The 13,791-nt window shown below is 66.9% G+C and carries 16 protein-coding genes; 7 read left to right on the top strand and 9 right to left on the bottom strand.

Features of this window, described 5'->3' with window-relative positions:
* Positions 1–200: LysR family transcriptional regulator (locus CLG85_RS20390; RefSeq protein ID WP_260349921.1), on the bottom strand; the 200-nt coding region annotated here is incomplete at its 3' end.
* Between the two features lie 95 nt (positions 201–295).
* Here CLG85_RS20390 and CLG85_RS20395 point away from each other — a divergent pair.
* From CLG85_RS20395 to CLG85_RS20415, 5 genes are all read left to right on the top strand, one after another.
* The gene (locus CLG85_RS20395; protein WP_260349922.1) at positions 296–895 is read left to right on the top strand and encodes a LysE/ArgO family amino acid transporter; all 600 of its coding nucleotides are present in this window, start codon (positions 296–298) and stop codon (positions 893–895) included.
* Positions 896–940: 45 nt separating this feature from the next.
* A complete protein-coding gene (locus tag CLG85_RS20400) occupies positions 941–1,858 on the top strand; it encodes a DMT family transporter (protein ID WP_235865443.1) in 918 nt (305 codons plus the stop codon).
* 134 nt (positions 1,859–1,992) lie between these two features.
* Entirely contained in the window at positions 1,993–2,190 is a 198-nt protein-coding gene (locus CLG85_RS20405) for a hypothetical protein (protein WP_095883132.1), read from the top strand.
* Between the two features lie 217 nt (positions 2,191–2,407).
* Positions 2,408–2,998, top strand: coding sequence for a thermonuclease family protein (locus CLG85_RS20410; RefSeq protein WP_311735017.1), 591 nt, complete (start codon positions 2,408–2,410; stop codon positions 2,996–2,998).
* 100 nt (positions 2,999–3,098) lie between these two features.
* A complete protein-coding gene (locus tag CLG85_RS20415; RefSeq protein ID WP_095883130.1) occupies positions 3,099–3,356 on the top strand; it encodes an HP1242/YdcH family protein in 258 nt (85 codons plus the stop codon).
* A 9-nt stretch (positions 3,357–3,365) separates the two neighbouring features.
* On the opposite strand, the gene CLG85_RS20420 is transcribed toward CLG85_RS20415, so the two are convergent.
* Complete coding sequence (locus tag CLG85_RS20420) at positions 3,366–3,884, bottom strand: glutathione peroxidase (RefSeq protein ID WP_095883129.1); 519 nt, start codon at positions 3,882–3,884, stop codon at positions 3,366–3,368.
* 163 nt (positions 3,885–4,047) lie between these two features.
* Here CLG85_RS20420 and CLG85_RS20425 point away from each other — a divergent pair, with 163 nt between their 5' ends.
* Positions 4,048–4,317, top strand: a complete 270-nt coding sequence (locus CLG85_RS20425) for a DksA/TraR family C4-type zinc finger protein (protein ID WP_095883128.1) — start codon at positions 4,048–4,050, stop codon at positions 4,315–4,317.
* Here CLG85_RS20425 and CLG85_RS20430 read toward each other — a convergent pair.
* The 7 genes from CLG85_RS20430 to CLG85_RS20460 form a co-directional block, all read right to left on the bottom strand.
* On the bottom strand, positions 4,310–4,639 hold the full coding sequence (locus CLG85_RS20430; RefSeq protein ID WP_235865442.1) for a hypothetical protein: 330 nt from the start codon (positions 4,637–4,639) through the stop codon (positions 4,310–4,312). The two genes, CLG85_RS20425 and CLG85_RS20430, sit on opposite strands and share 8 nt — an antisense overlap.
* A gap of 85 nt (positions 4,640–4,724) precedes the next feature.
* On the bottom strand, positions 4,725–6,554 hold the full coding sequence (locus CLG85_RS20435) for a M3 family oligoendopeptidase (protein WP_095883127.1): 1,830 nt from the start codon (positions 6,552–6,554) through the stop codon (positions 4,725–4,727).
* Between the two features lie 178 nt (positions 6,555–6,732).
* Complete coding sequence (locus tag CLG85_RS20440) at positions 6,733–9,027, bottom strand: arginine/lysine/ornithine decarboxylase (protein WP_095883126.1); 2,295 nt, start codon at positions 9,025–9,027, stop codon at positions 6,733–6,735.
* A 213-nt stretch (positions 9,028–9,240) separates the two neighbouring features.
* Complete coding sequence (locus CLG85_RS20445; RefSeq protein ID WP_095883125.1) at positions 9,241–10,833, bottom strand: ATP-dependent DNA ligase; 1,593 nt, start codon at positions 10,831–10,833, stop codon at positions 9,241–9,243.
* The gene (locus CLG85_RS20450) at positions 10,830–11,846 is read right to left on the bottom strand and encodes a ligase-associated DNA damage response exonuclease (protein ID WP_095883124.1); all 1,017 of its coding nucleotides are present in this window, start codon (positions 11,844–11,846) and stop codon (positions 10,830–10,832) included. Before CLG85_RS20450 ends, CLG85_RS20445 begins: the two co-directional genes overlap by 4 nt.
* Before the next feature lie 38 nt (positions 11,847–11,884).
* Positions 11,885–12,853 (bottom strand): alpha/beta fold hydrolase, encoded by a 969-nt coding sequence (locus CLG85_RS20455; RefSeq protein WP_260349923.1) that lies wholly within the window; start codon positions 12,851–12,853, stop codon positions 11,885–11,887.
* Entirely contained in the window at positions 12,853–13,143 is a 291-nt protein-coding gene (locus CLG85_RS20460) for an SCP2 sterol-binding domain-containing protein (protein ID WP_095884114.1), read from the bottom strand. Before CLG85_RS20460 ends, CLG85_RS20455 begins: the two co-directional genes overlap by 1 nt.
* Before the next feature lie 65 nt (positions 13,144–13,208).
* Here CLG85_RS20460 and CLG85_RS20465 point away from each other — a divergent pair, with 65 nt between their 5' ends.
* Positions 13,209–13,772: a tetratricopeptide repeat protein gene (locus CLG85_RS20465; protein ID WP_176476718.1), complete on the top strand. Its 564-nt coding sequence runs from the start codon at positions 13,209–13,211 to the stop codon at positions 13,770–13,772.
* Positions 13,773–13,791 lie beyond the last annotated feature (19 nt).

Here is a 13,791-nt window from a genome sequence, read left to right on the forward strand (position 1 = left end):
CGCGCCAGCCGCGCCCCGGCGGGGGTGGCGGTGCAGGGGGTGGCGCGGATCACCAGCGCCGCCCCGGCGCGATCCTCCAGCGCCTTGATGCGCTGCGAGACCGCCGAGGGGGTGACCGAGAGTTCGCGCGCCGCGGCGTCGAAACTGCCGAGCCTCAGCACGGCTTCGAGCGCGGCGAGTTGAAAGGGATCATACTGCATTAGCAAGTCTTAATCAGGATCAATTTCTTTAACTAGGCTTTCTTTGTTCCTGCGTGGTAGCCCGTCCTCCGGACAGAAAAGATGGAGACGGGACCATGCAGGCAGCCGCCGCTGGATTTGCCTTGGGGCTTTCGCTGATCGTGGCGATCGGGGCGCAGAACGCCTTCGTGCTGCGTCAGGGGCTGCGGCGCGAGCACGTGCTGCCGGTGGTGCTGGTCTGCGCGCTCTCGGACGCGGTGCTGATCGCCGCGGGCGTTGCGGGATTCGGTCTGCTGGCGAGCCGTCTGCCGGAGCTCGAGATCGTCATGCGCTGGCTCGGCGCGGGGTTCCTCACGTGGTACGGCGCGCGCACCCTGCGTGCCGCCTGGCGCGGCGGCGAGGCGCTGCGGGCCGAGCAGGCCCCGGACAACGGCAGCCTGCGCCGCGCGGTGCTGACCTGCCTCGCGCTGACCTGGCTCAACCCGCATGTCTATCTCGACACGGTGATGCTGCTTGGCGCGATCTCGGCGCAATACGACAGCCGGCTGCACTTCGGGCTCGGCGCGGTCACTGCCTCGGTGCTGTTCTTCTTTGCGCTCGGCTTCGGCGCGCGGCTGCTGGCACCGGTCTTTGCGAGGCCCGTGGCCTGGCGCGTGCTCGACCTGGTGATCGGGCTGACAATGTGGCTCATCGCGGCGAAACTGCTGCTTGGCTGAGCGCGGACCCTTGCACGTGGCGCAGGGCGCGCTACCAACATCGCTATGAGTACGACGAACACGATCCGCACGACGCAGGCAAACCCGGTCCGGGGCATCCTTTTCATGGTGCTGACGGGGCTTTGCTTCGTGGGGGTGACGGTGACGGTCAAGTTGCTGCACGGCCGGGTGCCGGCGGCGGAGTCGGCCTTTCTGCGCTACCTGCTCGGGCTCGTCTTCCTGATCCCCATGTGGAAGGCGCTGCGCGATCTGCGGATGAGCCCGCGCCAGTGGCGGCTTTCGGCGCTGCGCGGCGGCGCGCAGACGCTGGGGGTAATCTGCTGGTTCTTCGCCATGGCGCGCATCCCGCTCGCCGAGGTCACGGCGATGAATTACCTCACACCGATCTACGTGACAGTGCTGGCGGTCTTCGTTTTGGGCGAGCGGCTGGCCATGCGCCGCATCCTCGCCATCGTCGCGGCGCTCGGCGGGGCGCTGCTGATCCTGCGGCCGGGGTTCCGCGAGCTCGATCCGGGGCATTTCGCCATGCTGGTCACCTCGCTTCTCTTCGCCATTTCCTATCTCATCGCCAAGATCATCACCGACGAGCTCTCGCCCGCCATCGCGCTGGCGCTGCTGTCGATCTCGGTGACGCTGGGGCTTTTCCCCTTCGCGCTGGCGGTCTGGGTCTGGCCGAGCTGGGGCGACGTCGCCATCCTCATGGCCACCGCCACCTTCGCCACTGCCGGGCATTACGCCATGGTGCTGGCCTTCGCGAGTGCGCCGGTGACGGTGACCCAGCCGATCACCTTCCTGCAACTGGTCTGGTCGGTGGCCATCGGAGCGCTGTTCTTCGCCGAGCCGGTCGATCCCTTCGTGGTCGGGGGCGGGCTGGTGATCATCGGGTCGGTGCTCTTCATCACCCTGCGCGAGGCGATGCTCAAGCGTCGGGTGACGCCTTCGGGTCCCGAGACGAAGTTCTGACCTGGCAGCACGGCCCTTGCTGTCTCGAAACAGTCCGTTTCCGAAACATGAAAAATCCCCAAGGCCTTCGCATTTCGGCCTCATTTCCGGGCAAGAGTTTCTTTCAGTGAAACAGTTTAACCGGGTATGTAACCATGTTTGCCAACAACCAATTGACCGAGAACCTTGACGACGTCCGCGCCTTCCTGCTGGCTGAGCGCGGCAAGGCGCTCTCCGATGCCGAGTGGCGCTTTCGCATGAAGGGTTACGGCTACCAGCTGCGCCGCACAGAGCGGGGCACCGAGGTCTCGCACCTGCCGCAGAACCGCCTGCTGGGCACGCTCGACGCCTGAGGTGCGGGGGACCGTGGCACGCGGCGCACGCCTTAAGGAAGATTAAGCGCGCCGCCTTGCCCTCATCCCGAGAAGCATCGAGATTGGCCTGATGATCAGGCTTTGTTCACGCTTCGTAAGCGTTTCATTCATCATCGTTTCCTTAGCGTCACCTTGGGTCAGCCTCGCGGCAGGCCCGGCGGCGGCGGCACAGCCGGAGGTCTCCGGCCGCATCCGCGTGATCGACGGCGACACTTTCGAGGTTGGCGACGTCCGCGTGCGCCTCTTCGGCGTCGACGCCCCGGAACAGGGGCAGACCTGTGGTGGCAACGGTAAACAGGTCTGGGCCTGTGGCGCCTGGGTGACCACCGAGGTTCGTTCCCGCTACGAGGGCCGCCGCGCCAGTTGCGCCCGGCTCGACACCGACCGCTATGGCCGCGCCGTGGCGCGCTGCTCGGTGGACGGCAAGGACGTGGGCCGCACGCTGGTTTCCGAGGGGCTGGCCTTTGCCTACCGCCAGTATTCGCTCGACTACGACCTCGACGAAAAGCGCGCCGCCGTGCGCGGGGTCGGCGTGCATGGCGCCGAGGTGCAGCGCCCCGCCGAGTACCGCGCCGAAACCCGCAGCGCCGCCAATGCAGCGGCGCTGTCCGCCGCTCCGCAGGGCTGCGTGATCAAGGGCAACGTCTCGTCGAAGGGCGCGCGCATCTTCCACGTGCCGGGCCAGCAATACTACGCGGCAACCCGCATCGACGAAAGCAAGGGCGAGCGCTGGTTCTGCTCCGAGGCCGAGGCGCGCAAGGCCGGCTGGCGCAAGGCACGACAGTGAGCGCGCTCGCATGACCTAGGGGCATGTTGATCCGCATCAAAGAGCGGCTGCGCGGCGCATGCCAAGACAGGGTCAAGACAAGCAAGGAGGCAATTGTCCCATGTCCCATGTTCCGCACTCGCTCGCCGAGGAATTTCCGCAATTCGCCGCGCGCATCTCTGAACTCAAGCAGCAGGGCGGTCACTTCGCCACGCTCGCCGAGCGCTACTACGAGGTGAACCGCGAGGTGCATGGCGCCGAAAGCGGGCTGACCCCGATGGAGGGGCTCGCCGAAGCCGACCTGCGCAAGAAGCGCGCGGCGCTCAAGGACGAGATCTACGCGCTGCTCACCGCCGATGCCGAGGGCGTCGAGGGGTAATGTCGAGGGTTAATTGAGCAGCGGCTCGATTTCCGAGACGATCGGATCGGAGAGGGGCAGCGTAGTGCTGCCCCAGCCGGCCACGAACTCGCCTTCGGGTCCGATCAGCACCTTGTTGAAATTCCAGGACGGGGCGAAACCCTTCGCCTCGGCCAGCTCCCGGTAGAAGGGATGCGCGCCGTCGCCGGTCACATGGGTGATCGTGGTCATCGGCATATCGAGATCGAAGTTGAGCTCGCAATAGTCCTTCACCTCGGCCTCGCTCCCCAGCTCCTGCTTGAAATCGTTGGACGGCACCGCCAGCACCACCAGCCCGCGGTCGCGGTAGCGCTCGTAGAGCGTCTGCAGCCCGTCGAACTGCGGGGCGAAGCCGCAGCGCGAGGCGGTGTTGACCACCAGCACCGGGCCGCCGTGCCAGCTTTCCAGATCGAGCGTGCCACCGTCGATGGAGTCGAAGACCGTCGCGTCCGACGCGAGGGCGGGCAGGGCTGCGGTTGCGAGAACCGCAAGAAGGGGGAGGATGCGCATGGGAGGACTCCTTTGCGTTCACAGATAGTCTCGCTTCCGTGAAGTCAACGCTGCGGGTGCGCGCCCGGGTGTGCAGCCGCCTATGCAGATTTGCAGGGCGCGAAATCCGCTTGGCGGGCGGGGCTGGCGTGCCTATCTTCAAGGCTCAGCAGGAGGTGACGCTATGGCCGGAGGCTGGAGCCGCGACGGTGCGGTGCAGGAGCAGATCGAGGACAGCATCAAGGACGAGCTGGCCCGCATGCAGGCGCGCAAGCGCCCGACGGGCGAGAGCCTGACCCATTGCGCCGAATGCGACGAGCCGATCCCCGAGAAGCGCCGCGTGGCGATCCCGGGCGTGAAGCTCTGCATCGAGTGCCAGCAGGAACGGGACGGCGCCTACCAGGCCCGCGGCGGTATCAATCGGCGCGGCTCGAAGGACAGCCAGCTCAAGTAAGGTCATCGTCCTTGGGAGCCGCCGGGTCGCGGTCCGAAGTGTCGCGCCGCCGCAGCGCCTTGCCGCGCTCGAGCCCGCGCCGGTAGAGCGGCATCACGTCCAGCATCGCCACGGCAAAGCCGAGCGGGATCATCCAGAAACCGAGGATCGGCAGGAAACCTAGGATCCCGCCGCAGATCAGCAGCAGCCCCAGCACCAGCCGCAGACCCGGCGGCACCCGCCGCCGCACGTGCACGAGAAAGTGCTGCATCCGCCGCTTGATGCTGCGCCGGGGGCGCTTGACGGTCTGCGGATCGTCGGGATCGGGGGCGGCGGAGGGCATGGTGGGGCTCCTTCCGGGCCTCAAGAAATGAATAGGAGAACCGTGCAGGTAAAAGGGCGGGCCCTTTCGAGCCCGCCCCTGAAGATCAGTCTTCCATTGCCTCGAGCTCGTCGATGAAGCCCTCGATCATCGACAGCCCCTTGTCCCAGAACTTGGGGTCCGTGGCGTCGAGGCCGAAGGGCTCGAGCAGCGCCTTGTGGTGCTTCGAGCCGCCCGCCTTGAGCATGTCGAAATACTTGTCCTGGAAGCCCTCGGGGTTCGCCTCGTATTCCGCGTAGAGCGCGTTCACCAGCCCGTCGCCGAAGGCATAGGCGTAGACGTAGAAGGGCGAGTGCACGAAATGCGGGATATAGGCCCAGAAGGTCTCGTAGCCCGGCATGAAGTCGAAGGCCTCGCCGAGGCTCTGCGCCTGCACCGACATCCACAGCACGTTGATGTCCTCGGGAGTCAGCTCGCCGCCGCGCCGCGCCTCGTGCAGCTTGCACTCGAAGTCGTAGAAGGCGATCTGCCGCACCACGGTGTTGATCATGTCCTCGACCTTGCCGGCGAGCATGACCTTGCGTTCCTTCTGGTCCTTCGCCTTGGCCAGCATGGCGCGGAAGGTCAGCATCTCGCCGAAGACCGAGGCGGTCTCGGCCAGGGTCAGCGGCGTCGAGGCGAGCATCTCGCCCTGGCCCGCCGCAAGCACCTGGTGCACGCCGTGGCCGAGCTCATGCGCGAGCGTCATCACGTCGCGCGGCTTGCCGAGGTAGTTCAGCAGCACGTAGGGATGCGCGTCGGTCACCGTGGGGTGGGCAAAGGCGCCGGGCGCCTTGCCCGGCTTGGCGGCGGCGTCGATCCAGCCCTTCTTGAAGAACGGCTCGGCGATCTCGGCCATGCGCGGATCGAAGCCCGCATAGGCGTCCATCACCGTCTTCTCCGCCTCATCCCAGCCGACGATGCGGGAGCTCTCCATCGGCAGCGGCGCATTGCGGTCCCAGACCTGCATCCGCTCGAGCCCCAGCCACTTGCGCTTCAGCTCGTAGTAGCGGTGCGACAGGCGCGGGTAGGCGGCGACCACGGCGTTGCGCAGCGCCTCGACCACCTCGGGCTCGACATCATTGGCCAGGTGCCTTGCGTGCTGCGCCGAGGGCATCTTGCGCCAGCGGTCCATCACTTCCTTTTCCTTGGCCTGGGTGTTGTGCACCCGGGCAAAGGTCTTGATGTTCTCGCCGAAGACCCGTGCCAGCTCGTGGGCCGCCGCCTCGCGCTTGGCGCGGTCCTGCTCGGTCAGCAGGTTGAGCGTGCTCTCGATGCTCATCTCCTCGCCGTCCACCTCGAAGGTGAGCCCGGCAATGGTCTCGTCGAAGAGCCGTTCCCAGGCGTCGCCGACCACGCCCATATCGTGCAGGAAATGCTCCATCTCGTCCGACAGCTGGTGCGGCTTCATCGCGCGGATGCGGTCGAAGGCGGGCTTGTAGCGGCCCAGCTCGGGATCGGCGGCAAAGAGGCCGTCGAGGAAATCATCGTCGAGCCGGTTCAGCTCGAGCGTGAAGAACACCAGCGGCGTGGTGTAATTGGTGATCTTCTCCTGGCAGTCAGACAGGAACTTGGCGCGCTCGGCGTCCACCGTCAGCTGGTAGTAGCGCAGCCCGGCGTAAGACATGATGCGCCCGCCCACCGACTCGATCTTCTCATGGCGGCGGATCATCTCGAGGAAGCCCGGGGCGTCGAGCGTGCCCAGCTTGCCCTCGTAATCCTCGGCGAAGCGCGCGCAGGCATCCTCGAGCCAGTCGAGGTCCCGCTTGACCTCGGGCGCGTCGGGCGCGGGGTAGAGATCGCTCAGATCCCATTCCGGCAGATCGCCCAGGTTCTTGCCCCCGGCAGAGGCAGTGGCATCGAAAACGGGGGCAGCAAAAGCGGACGGGCGGTTCATCGCGTCTCTCCTTGTTCTTCGGTCTTGGAGGACAGCTAAGAACGCGCCCCCCCGAAGGTTCAAGGGCGAATGCGCCGCACCCGCCCTTTCTTCTAGGTCGAAATATCCCGGGGGTGAGGCGCGCAGCGCCGAGGGGCAGCGCCCCTCAGCAACGCGCGCCGTCAATCCCGGCGTCGGCTCACTCCGCCACGCAATCGGCGAAATACTCAACCGAGCCGTCCGGCATCTCTTTCTGCACGAGCCCGTGGATGTCGGTCTCGAAGCCGGGGCATTCGCGGGCGAACTCGCGGTTGAAGCGCAGGTAGTCGACGATGCGCTTGTTGAACACCTCGCCGGGGATCAGCAGCGGGATGCCCGGCGGGTAGGGGGTGACCAGCGAAGTGGTGATCCGCCCTTCGAGCTCGTCGATCGGCACGCGCTGCGTGGTGCGGCGGGCGATATGCGAGAAAGCCTCGCCGGGGTTCATCGCCGGGGTAAGGTCCGAGAGGTAAATCTCGGTCGACAGCCGCGCCACGTCGTATTTGGCGTATTGCGAGTGCACGTGCTGGCACAGATCCTTCAGCCCCATCCGCTCGTAGCGGCGGTGCTTGGCGCAGAACTCCGGCATCGAGCGCCACATCGGCTGGTTCTTGGCATAGTCATCCTTGAACTGCTGCAGCGCGGTCAGCAGGGTGTTCCAGCGGCCCTTGGTGATGCCGATGGTGAACATGATGAAGAAGCTGTAGAGCCCGGTCTTCTCCACCACCACGCCATGCTCGGTGAGATACTTGGTGACGATCGAGGCGGGGATACCCCAATCCTCGAAGCGGCCGTCGAGGTTGAGGCCGGGCGTGATGATCGTCGCCTTGATCGGGTCGAGCATGTTGAAGCCCGGCGCCATGTCGCCGAAGCCGTGCCAGCTGTCGGTGCCGCTGCTCTCGACGCCCTCGGCATCGGTCTTTTTCAGCACCCAGTCGCGGGTCCGGCCCATGCCATCGCTGTTGTGGTCGAAGTCCTCGGGCCCCCAGACCTGGAACCACCAGTCGTCGGCGCCGTATTCCTCGTCGACCTTGTGCATGGCGCGGCGGAATTCCAGCGCCTCGACGATGCTCTCCTCGACCAGCGCGGTGCCGCCCGGCGGCTCCATCATCGCCGCCGCCACGTCGCAGCTCGCGATGATGCTGTACTGCGGGCTGGTGGAGGTGTGCATGAGGTAGGCTTCGTTGAAGAGATGCCGGTCGAGCTTGGTCTCCTCGCTGTCCTGCACCAGCACGTGGCTCGCCTGGGAGATGCCGGCCAGCAGCTTGTGCACCGACTGGGTCGCATAGGTCAGCGACTTGCGGGTGCGCCCGCGCTTGCGGCCCATGGCGTGATAGGCGCCATAGAAGGGGTGGAAGGCGGCATGCGGCAGCCAGGCCTCGTCGAAGTGGAGGTTTTCGACGTAGCCGTCGAGCAGCCCCTTGATCTCTTCGGTGTTGTAGAGAACCCCGTCGTAGGTCGACTGCGTCAGCGTCAGGATACGCGGCTGTACGGTCTCGGCATCGACGTGCTGCAGGAGCGGGTTGGCGCGGATCTTCGCCTTGATGCTCTCGATCTCGAACTCGCTGCGCTGGATCGGGCCGATGATGCCCCAATGGTTGCGCGTCGGCTTGAGGAACACCGGGATTGCCCCGGTCATGATGATCGAATGCAGGATCGACTTGTGGCAGTTGCGGTCGACAACGACGACATCGCCGGGCGCCACGCTGTGGTGCCAGACCATCTTGTTCGAGGTCGAGGTGCCGTTGGTCACGAAGAAGCAGTGGTCTGCGTTGAAGATGCGCGCGGCGTTGCGCTCGGACTCGCCGATGGCGCCATTGTGGTCGAGCAGCTGGCCCAGTTCCTCGACCGCATTGCAGACGTCGGCGCGCAGCATGTTTTCGCCGTAGAACTGGTGGTACATCTGGCCGATCGGCGACTTCAGGAAGGCGACGCCGCCGGAGTGCCCGGGGCAGTGCCATGAGTAGGAGCCGTCCTCGGCATAGTCGAGCAGCGCCTTGAAGAAGGGCGGCTGGATGCCCTCGAGGTAGCTCTTGGCCTCGCGGATGATGTGCTTGGCAACAAACTCCGGCGTGTCCTCGAACATGTGGATGAAGCCATGCAGCTCGCGCAGGATGTCGTTCGGCAGGTGCCGCGAGGTCTTGGTCTCGCCGTAGATGTAGATCGGCACATCCTCGTTCTTCCAGCGGACTTCCTCGATGAAGTTGCGCAGGTTGAGGACCGCCGGATCGAGCTCGGGACCCGGAGAGAATTCCTCGTCGTCGATCGACAGCACGAAGGCGCTGGCGCGCGACTGCTGCTGGGCAAATTGCGACAGGTCGCCGTAGCTGGTGACGCCGAGCACTTCGAACCCCTCGGCCTCGATGGCTTCCGCGAGCGCGCGGATGCCGAGGCCCGAGCTGTTCTCGGAGCGGAAGTCTTCGTCGATGATCACGATGGGGAAGCGGAACTTCATTCTAGTCTCCAACAGCAGGTCTTTCGTTGGGTGGGATGTCGGTCGCCGAGGCCAAGGGCCCCTGTTCCGGGCGGGTCGAGGTGGGGTTCGCAAATCAGCCCCATAATGAATGGACGTTTCTTTCTTTTGAACCCGTCCCCGTCAAGAGGGCGCGACGCGGCACCCCGGCGGGAATTGGGGGAAAGCTTGGCGGCGAATGGCTTATCCAATGGCTCATCCATAGGCCACCAGCAGCGCTTGGAGCCCCTCCAGCGTGTCGATCTCGTCCACCGGCTTGTCGCGCCGCCAGCGTGCCATGCGCGGAAAGCGCAGCGCGATGCCGGACTTGTGACGCGGGCTGGCCTGTATGCCCTCGAAGGCGATCTCGAAGACCAGCTCCGGGGTCACCTGCCGCACCGGGCCGAAGCGCTGCTGGGTGTTGCGCTTCACCCAGCGGGTGATCTCGTCGAACTCGGCGTCGGTAAGGCCGGAATAGGCTTTGGTGAAGGGCACGAGCCCGTTGCCGTCCTTCACTGCAAAGGTGAAATCGGTGAAGAGGTTGGCCCGCCGCCCGTGGCCCTGCTGGGCGTAGATCATCACCGCGTCGACGCTGAGCGGGTCGAGTTTCCATTTCCACCAGTCGCCGCGCCTGCGTCCGCCCTGATAGGCCGAGTCCCGGTGCTTCAGCATCAGCCCCTCGGAGCGGTGCGAGCGGGCGCTCTCGCGGCGCGCCGCCAGCGCACCCCACGCGTCTTCGGTGAGCAGCGGCGAGGCCATCACGGCGGCATCCCCGGGCAGGCCCGAGAGCATCGCGTCGAGCCTCGCGCGGCGCTCCGACAGGGGCAGGGCGCGGATGTCCTCGCCCTCGTGCTCCAGCAAGTCATAGGCGAGCATCCGCACCGGCGCCTCGGTCAGCAGTTTCTTCGGCACGGACTTGCGCCCGATGCGCGGCTGCAGTTGCGCGAAGGGCAGCGGGGCGCCGTCCTTCCAGGCGAGGATTTCGCCGTCGAGCACCGTGCCCGGCGGCAGGAAGTCCGGCGTGCGTGCAAACTCGGGGAAGCGGTCGGTGATCAGCTCCTCGCCGCGCGACCAGAGGTGGTGCACCCCGCCGCGCAGGATGAGCTGGCCGCGGATCCCGTCCCACTTCCACTCCGCCAGCCAGTCGCCCGGGTTGCCTAGGCTGGCAGCCTCGGCCTCGAGCGGCGAGGCGAGGCAGAAGGGGTAGGGCCGGCTCTCGTCCTCGCGGGCGTCCTCCTCGGCGGTGAGTTGGTCCCACGTGGTGTCCTCGGGCTGCCAGCTGCCCATCAACCGCAAGGCCATGGCGGGCTCGTCGACCCCCGTTGCCTCGGCCAGTGCGCGGGTCATCAGCTTGCGGCTGATGCCGATGCGGAAGCCGCCGGTGATAAGCTTGTTGAAGAGGAAACGCTCTGTCGGGTCCAGATGATCCCAGGCGTCGAGCACGGCCGCCTTGCGCGCCTCGGGCTCGATCCCGGCCAGACCTCTGACCACGCCGATCCAAGCACTCAGGTCACGCTCCTCGGGCGCCGCCGCCGGGGGCAGGATCAGCGCGATGGTCTCGGCCAGATCGCCGACGATCGGATAGCTCTCCTCGAACAGCCAGAGCGGGATCCCCGCCCGCTCGGCCGCCCACTCACGCAGCAGCGTCGTGGTCACCGCGCGCTTCGGACGGCGGCCCGAAAAGAGCGCCACGGCCCAGAGGCGGTCCGCCTCGGGGGCCCGCTTGAAGAACTCGGTCAGTGCGGAAGTTTTCTCGGAAGTTCTCGTGGTTTGGTCGAGCTTGGTAAAGAGGCGCGCGAAGTCCTTCATGCAGCGTCTCCACTTTGCTCGCCGGAGTCCTCGTCGCCGCCGAACTCGGTGGGTACCGGCGTGGCGTCATAGCCTTCGCTTCGCAGGTATTGCGCGAAGATATCGACGTAACCATGTGTAGGATATATCTTTTCTGCTCCGGTATCCTTGATGGCGCGCAGCAGGGCGGGCCAGTCGGCGTGATCCGAAATGACAAAGCCGCGCTGCACGCCGCGCCGCCGCCGTACGCCGCGCAACCGCATCCAGCCCGAGGCGAAACCGGTCTGTGCCGGTCCGAATTTTCGGGCCCAAGAGGTGCCAAAGGCCGAGGGCGGCGCGATGACCATCGGCGCGGGATACGCTTTGCGGTCGAACTCGGGTGTGACGGGAATGGTCTCGCAGTGAAACGCTCCGGCGGCGCGCAGCACCGCGTTGCTGCCCTCGACCGCGCCATGGGTGAGGATGGGCCCAATCTCTGGGTCGAGCATGGAGATCAGCCGCTGCGCCTTGCCGAGGCTGTAGGCGCCCAGAAGCGAGGCGCGCCCGGCCTCGCGGTTGGCCCGCCACCAGGCGTTGATCTCGGCGGCGACCTCGGGCTGCGGTTGCCAGCGGAACACCGGCAGGCCGAAAGTGCATTCGGTGATGAAGGCGTGGCAGCGCACCGGCTCGAAGGGCTCGCAAAGCCCGTCGGGCTCGAGCTTGTAGTCGCCGGAGACCACCCAGACCTCGCCGCCCACCTCCACCCGGACCTGCGCCGAGCCGGGGACGTGGCCGGCCGGGTGGAAGCTGATGGTGGCGCCACCGATGCGAAGGCCCTCGCCGAAGGGCAGTTCCTGCACCTCGACGCCCAGCCGGTGGCGGATCATCGCGGCGGTGAGCGGGGTGGCGAGGTAGCTGCCGTGGCCGGGGCGGGCGTGGTCGGAATGGGCGTGGGTGATCAGCGCCCGCGGCACCGGGCGCCAGGGGTCGATGTAGATATCCGCCGCTGGGCAGTAGATGCCGCGCTCGGTGAAGCTGAGAACCGGGTCCGCCATGGGGCGGAAGGATAGGGCGCGGCGTGGCGGCGGCCAGTTCAGGCGCTGGCCTGCGCCCCGGCGGCCTCGGCGGCCTGCCGGTAGTGCGCCGCCAGTTGCGCGACGATGCGCTCGCGGGTCGCCGCAGCCTCCATCAGCACCTCGTGCTCGCCGGCCTGCACCACCTCGAGCTTTCCGCCGGGCCAGGCGCGCATCCGGGCGTGGATGCGGGCGGCATCGACCACGCGCTCGTTGCTGCCGACATAGGTCAGGCAGGGCACCCCGGGCGCGGGCAGGCGCGACAGCGACCGGCATTCAGCCAGCGCCTCGTGCAGCCAGCGCAGGGACGGGCCGCCGAGTGCCAGCTCGGGCACCTCGGTGACCTGCCGCCGCATGTACTCCCAGCCTTCGTGATCGGTGGTCAGCACGTTGCCCTCGAAGGGCGTGCGGCTGAGGTAGCTGTCCGGGCCGGTGGAGGGGGCGTAGACGTGCCCCATGCCCATGCGCGCGCCGGACCAGCTCAGCGCCCAGGCGGCGGGGCGCATGGGGCCGAACATGCGGATGCCCCACATCGGCGCGGTGAAGCCGGCGCTGGCGACCGGCAGGCCGCGGGTCAGCGCACGCAGCCCGATGGCGCCGCCCATGGAATGGGCCAGCAAGTGCAGCGGACGGGGCAGGCCGAGCATATCCACCGCATCGAGCAGCGCCGCCACGTCCGTCTGATAATCGGCAAAGAGGTGCACATGGCCGGTCTGCACGTCGTCGAGCATCCGGTCCGCCAGCCCCTGTCCACGCCAATCGATGGTCAGCACGTGAAAGCCGCGCACCGCGAACTCGCGGGCGGTGCGGCCGTATTTCTCGACGTATTCGGTGCGGCCGGGGAAAAGCAGCACCGTACCCTCCGCCGCCTCGGGGCCGGGGTAGTGGGCGACACGCAGGCGCAGCCCGTCCCCGGCGCGGAGCCAGAAGGCGCGGGCCCCCTCGGGGCCATCCGCGAGCGCGGCATGGAAGGGGGCCTGCTCGAGCATCAGCTCAGCACTCCCGCCAGACGCATCGCCGCGCCCATGTCGCCGTCAACCTTGAGCTTGCCGGTCATGAAGGCGGTGGTGGGGTTCTTCTCGCCGTCGATGATCGCGCGGAAGGTCTCGGTGTCGGCGGTCAGCGTCACGTCGGCCGCGTCATCACCGACCCGCGCGCCGTTCGCGTCGACGACGAGGCTGCCCTTGCCCTCGATGACGAACTTGGCGACGCCGGCGAATCCCCGTCCGTCCAGCTTGCTGTTCAGCGCGGCCACCGCCGCCTTGACCGTTTCGCTCATGTCTCGGGCACTCCTTGCGAATTCCTGTGCTGGCAAAGCGCCAGCTCTGCGCTACACTTCCCTCTATGAGCATCCTGATCCGCGAATTCAAATCTAGAACGGCGCTGGCGCTTGCCCTAGTCACGTTTTGCCTACCCGGGGCGGCTTTCGCGGACCGGGCGGCAGAGCTGCTGACCGAGCTTTCGGAGGCCTCGAGTCCCGAGATCGCCGACCGCGTGGAGCGCGATCTCTTCAACGAATGGTCGAAATCCGGCTCGCCGGCGATGGACCTCCTGCTCAAGCGCGGCCGCGATGCGTTGGAGGTGAGCGACTTCCAGACCGCCCTCGAGCATTTCACCGCCCTCACCGACCACGCGCCGGACTTCGCCGAGGGCTGGAGCGCGCTGGCGCTGGCCTATTACGCCACGGATGCTCTCGGCCCGGCGATGGATGCGCTCGAGCACACGCTGGCGCTCAACCCGAACCATTTCGGAGCGTTGCAGGGGGTGGGGGCGATCCACGAGGAGCTGGGCGATCTTGACCTTGCCTACCGCGCCTATTCCCGGGTAGTTGAACTTCGGCCCTTCGATAGCGATGTTAACGAGGCCATCGAACGGCTCGAGACGCGGGTGAACGGCGTTTCGCTCTGAGGTACCGGCACACGGGGCC

The sequence above is a fragment of the Alloyangia mangrovi genome, assembly GCF_002300555.2.
GTDB lineage: Bacteria > Pseudomonadota > Alphaproteobacteria > Rhodobacterales > Rhodobacteraceae > Salipiger > Salipiger mangrovi.

Bases quoted from the DNA above. Each gene is read 5' to 3' on its own strand.
- CLG85_RS20395 (WP_260349922.1), top strand. From the start codon at position 296: ATGCAGGCAGCCGCCGCTGGATTTGCCTTGGGGCTTTCGCTGATCGTG.
- CLG85_RS20400 (WP_235865443.1), top strand. From the start codon at position 941: ATGAGTACGACGAACACGATCCGCACGACGCAGGCAAACCCGGTCCGG.
- CLG85_RS20405 (WP_095883132.1), top strand. From the start codon at position 1,993: ATGTTTGCCAACAACCAATTGACCGAGAACCTTGACGACGTCCGCGCC.
- CLG85_RS20415 (WP_095883130.1), top strand. From the start codon at position 3,099: ATGTCCCATGTTCCGCACTCGCTCGCCGAGGAATTTCCGCAATTCGCC.
- CLG85_RS20420 (WP_095883129.1), bottom strand. From the start codon at position 3,884: ATGCGCATCCTCCCCCTTCTTGCGGTTCTCGCAACCGCAGCCCTGCCC.
- CLG85_RS20425 (WP_095883128.1), top strand. From the start codon at position 4,048: ATGGCCGGAGGCTGGAGCCGCGACGGTGCGGTGCAGGAGCAGATCGAG.
- CLG85_RS20430 (WP_235865442.1), bottom strand. From the start codon at position 4,639: ATGCCCTCCGCCGCCCCCGATCCCGACGATCCGCAGACCGTCAAGCGC.
- CLG85_RS20435 (WP_095883127.1), bottom strand. From the start codon at position 6,554: ATGAACCGCCCGTCCGCTTTTGCTGCCCCCGTTTTCGATGCCACTGCC.
- CLG85_RS20440 (WP_095883126.1), bottom strand. From the start codon at position 9,027: ATGAAGTTCCGCTTCCCCATCGTGATCATCGACGAAGACTTCCGCTCC.
- CLG85_RS20445 (WP_095883125.1), bottom strand. From the start codon at position 10,833: ATGAAGGACTTCGCGCGCCTCTTTACCAAGCTCGACCAAACCACGAGA.
- CLG85_RS20450 (WP_095883124.1), bottom strand. From the start codon at position 11,846: ATGGCGGACCCGGTTCTCAGCTTCACCGAGCGCGGCATCTACTGCCCA.
- CLG85_RS20455 (WP_260349923.1), bottom strand. From the start codon at position 12,853: ATGCTCGAGCAGGCCCCCTTCCATGCCGCGCTCGCGGATGGCCCCGAG.
- CLG85_RS20460 (WP_095884114.1), bottom strand. From the start codon at position 13,143: ATGAGCGAAACGGTCAAGGCGGCGGTGGCCGCGCTGAACAGCAAGCTG.
- CLG85_RS20465 (WP_176476718.1), top strand. From the start codon at position 13,209: ATGAGCATCCTGATCCGCGAATTCAAATCTAGAACGGCGCTGGCGCTT.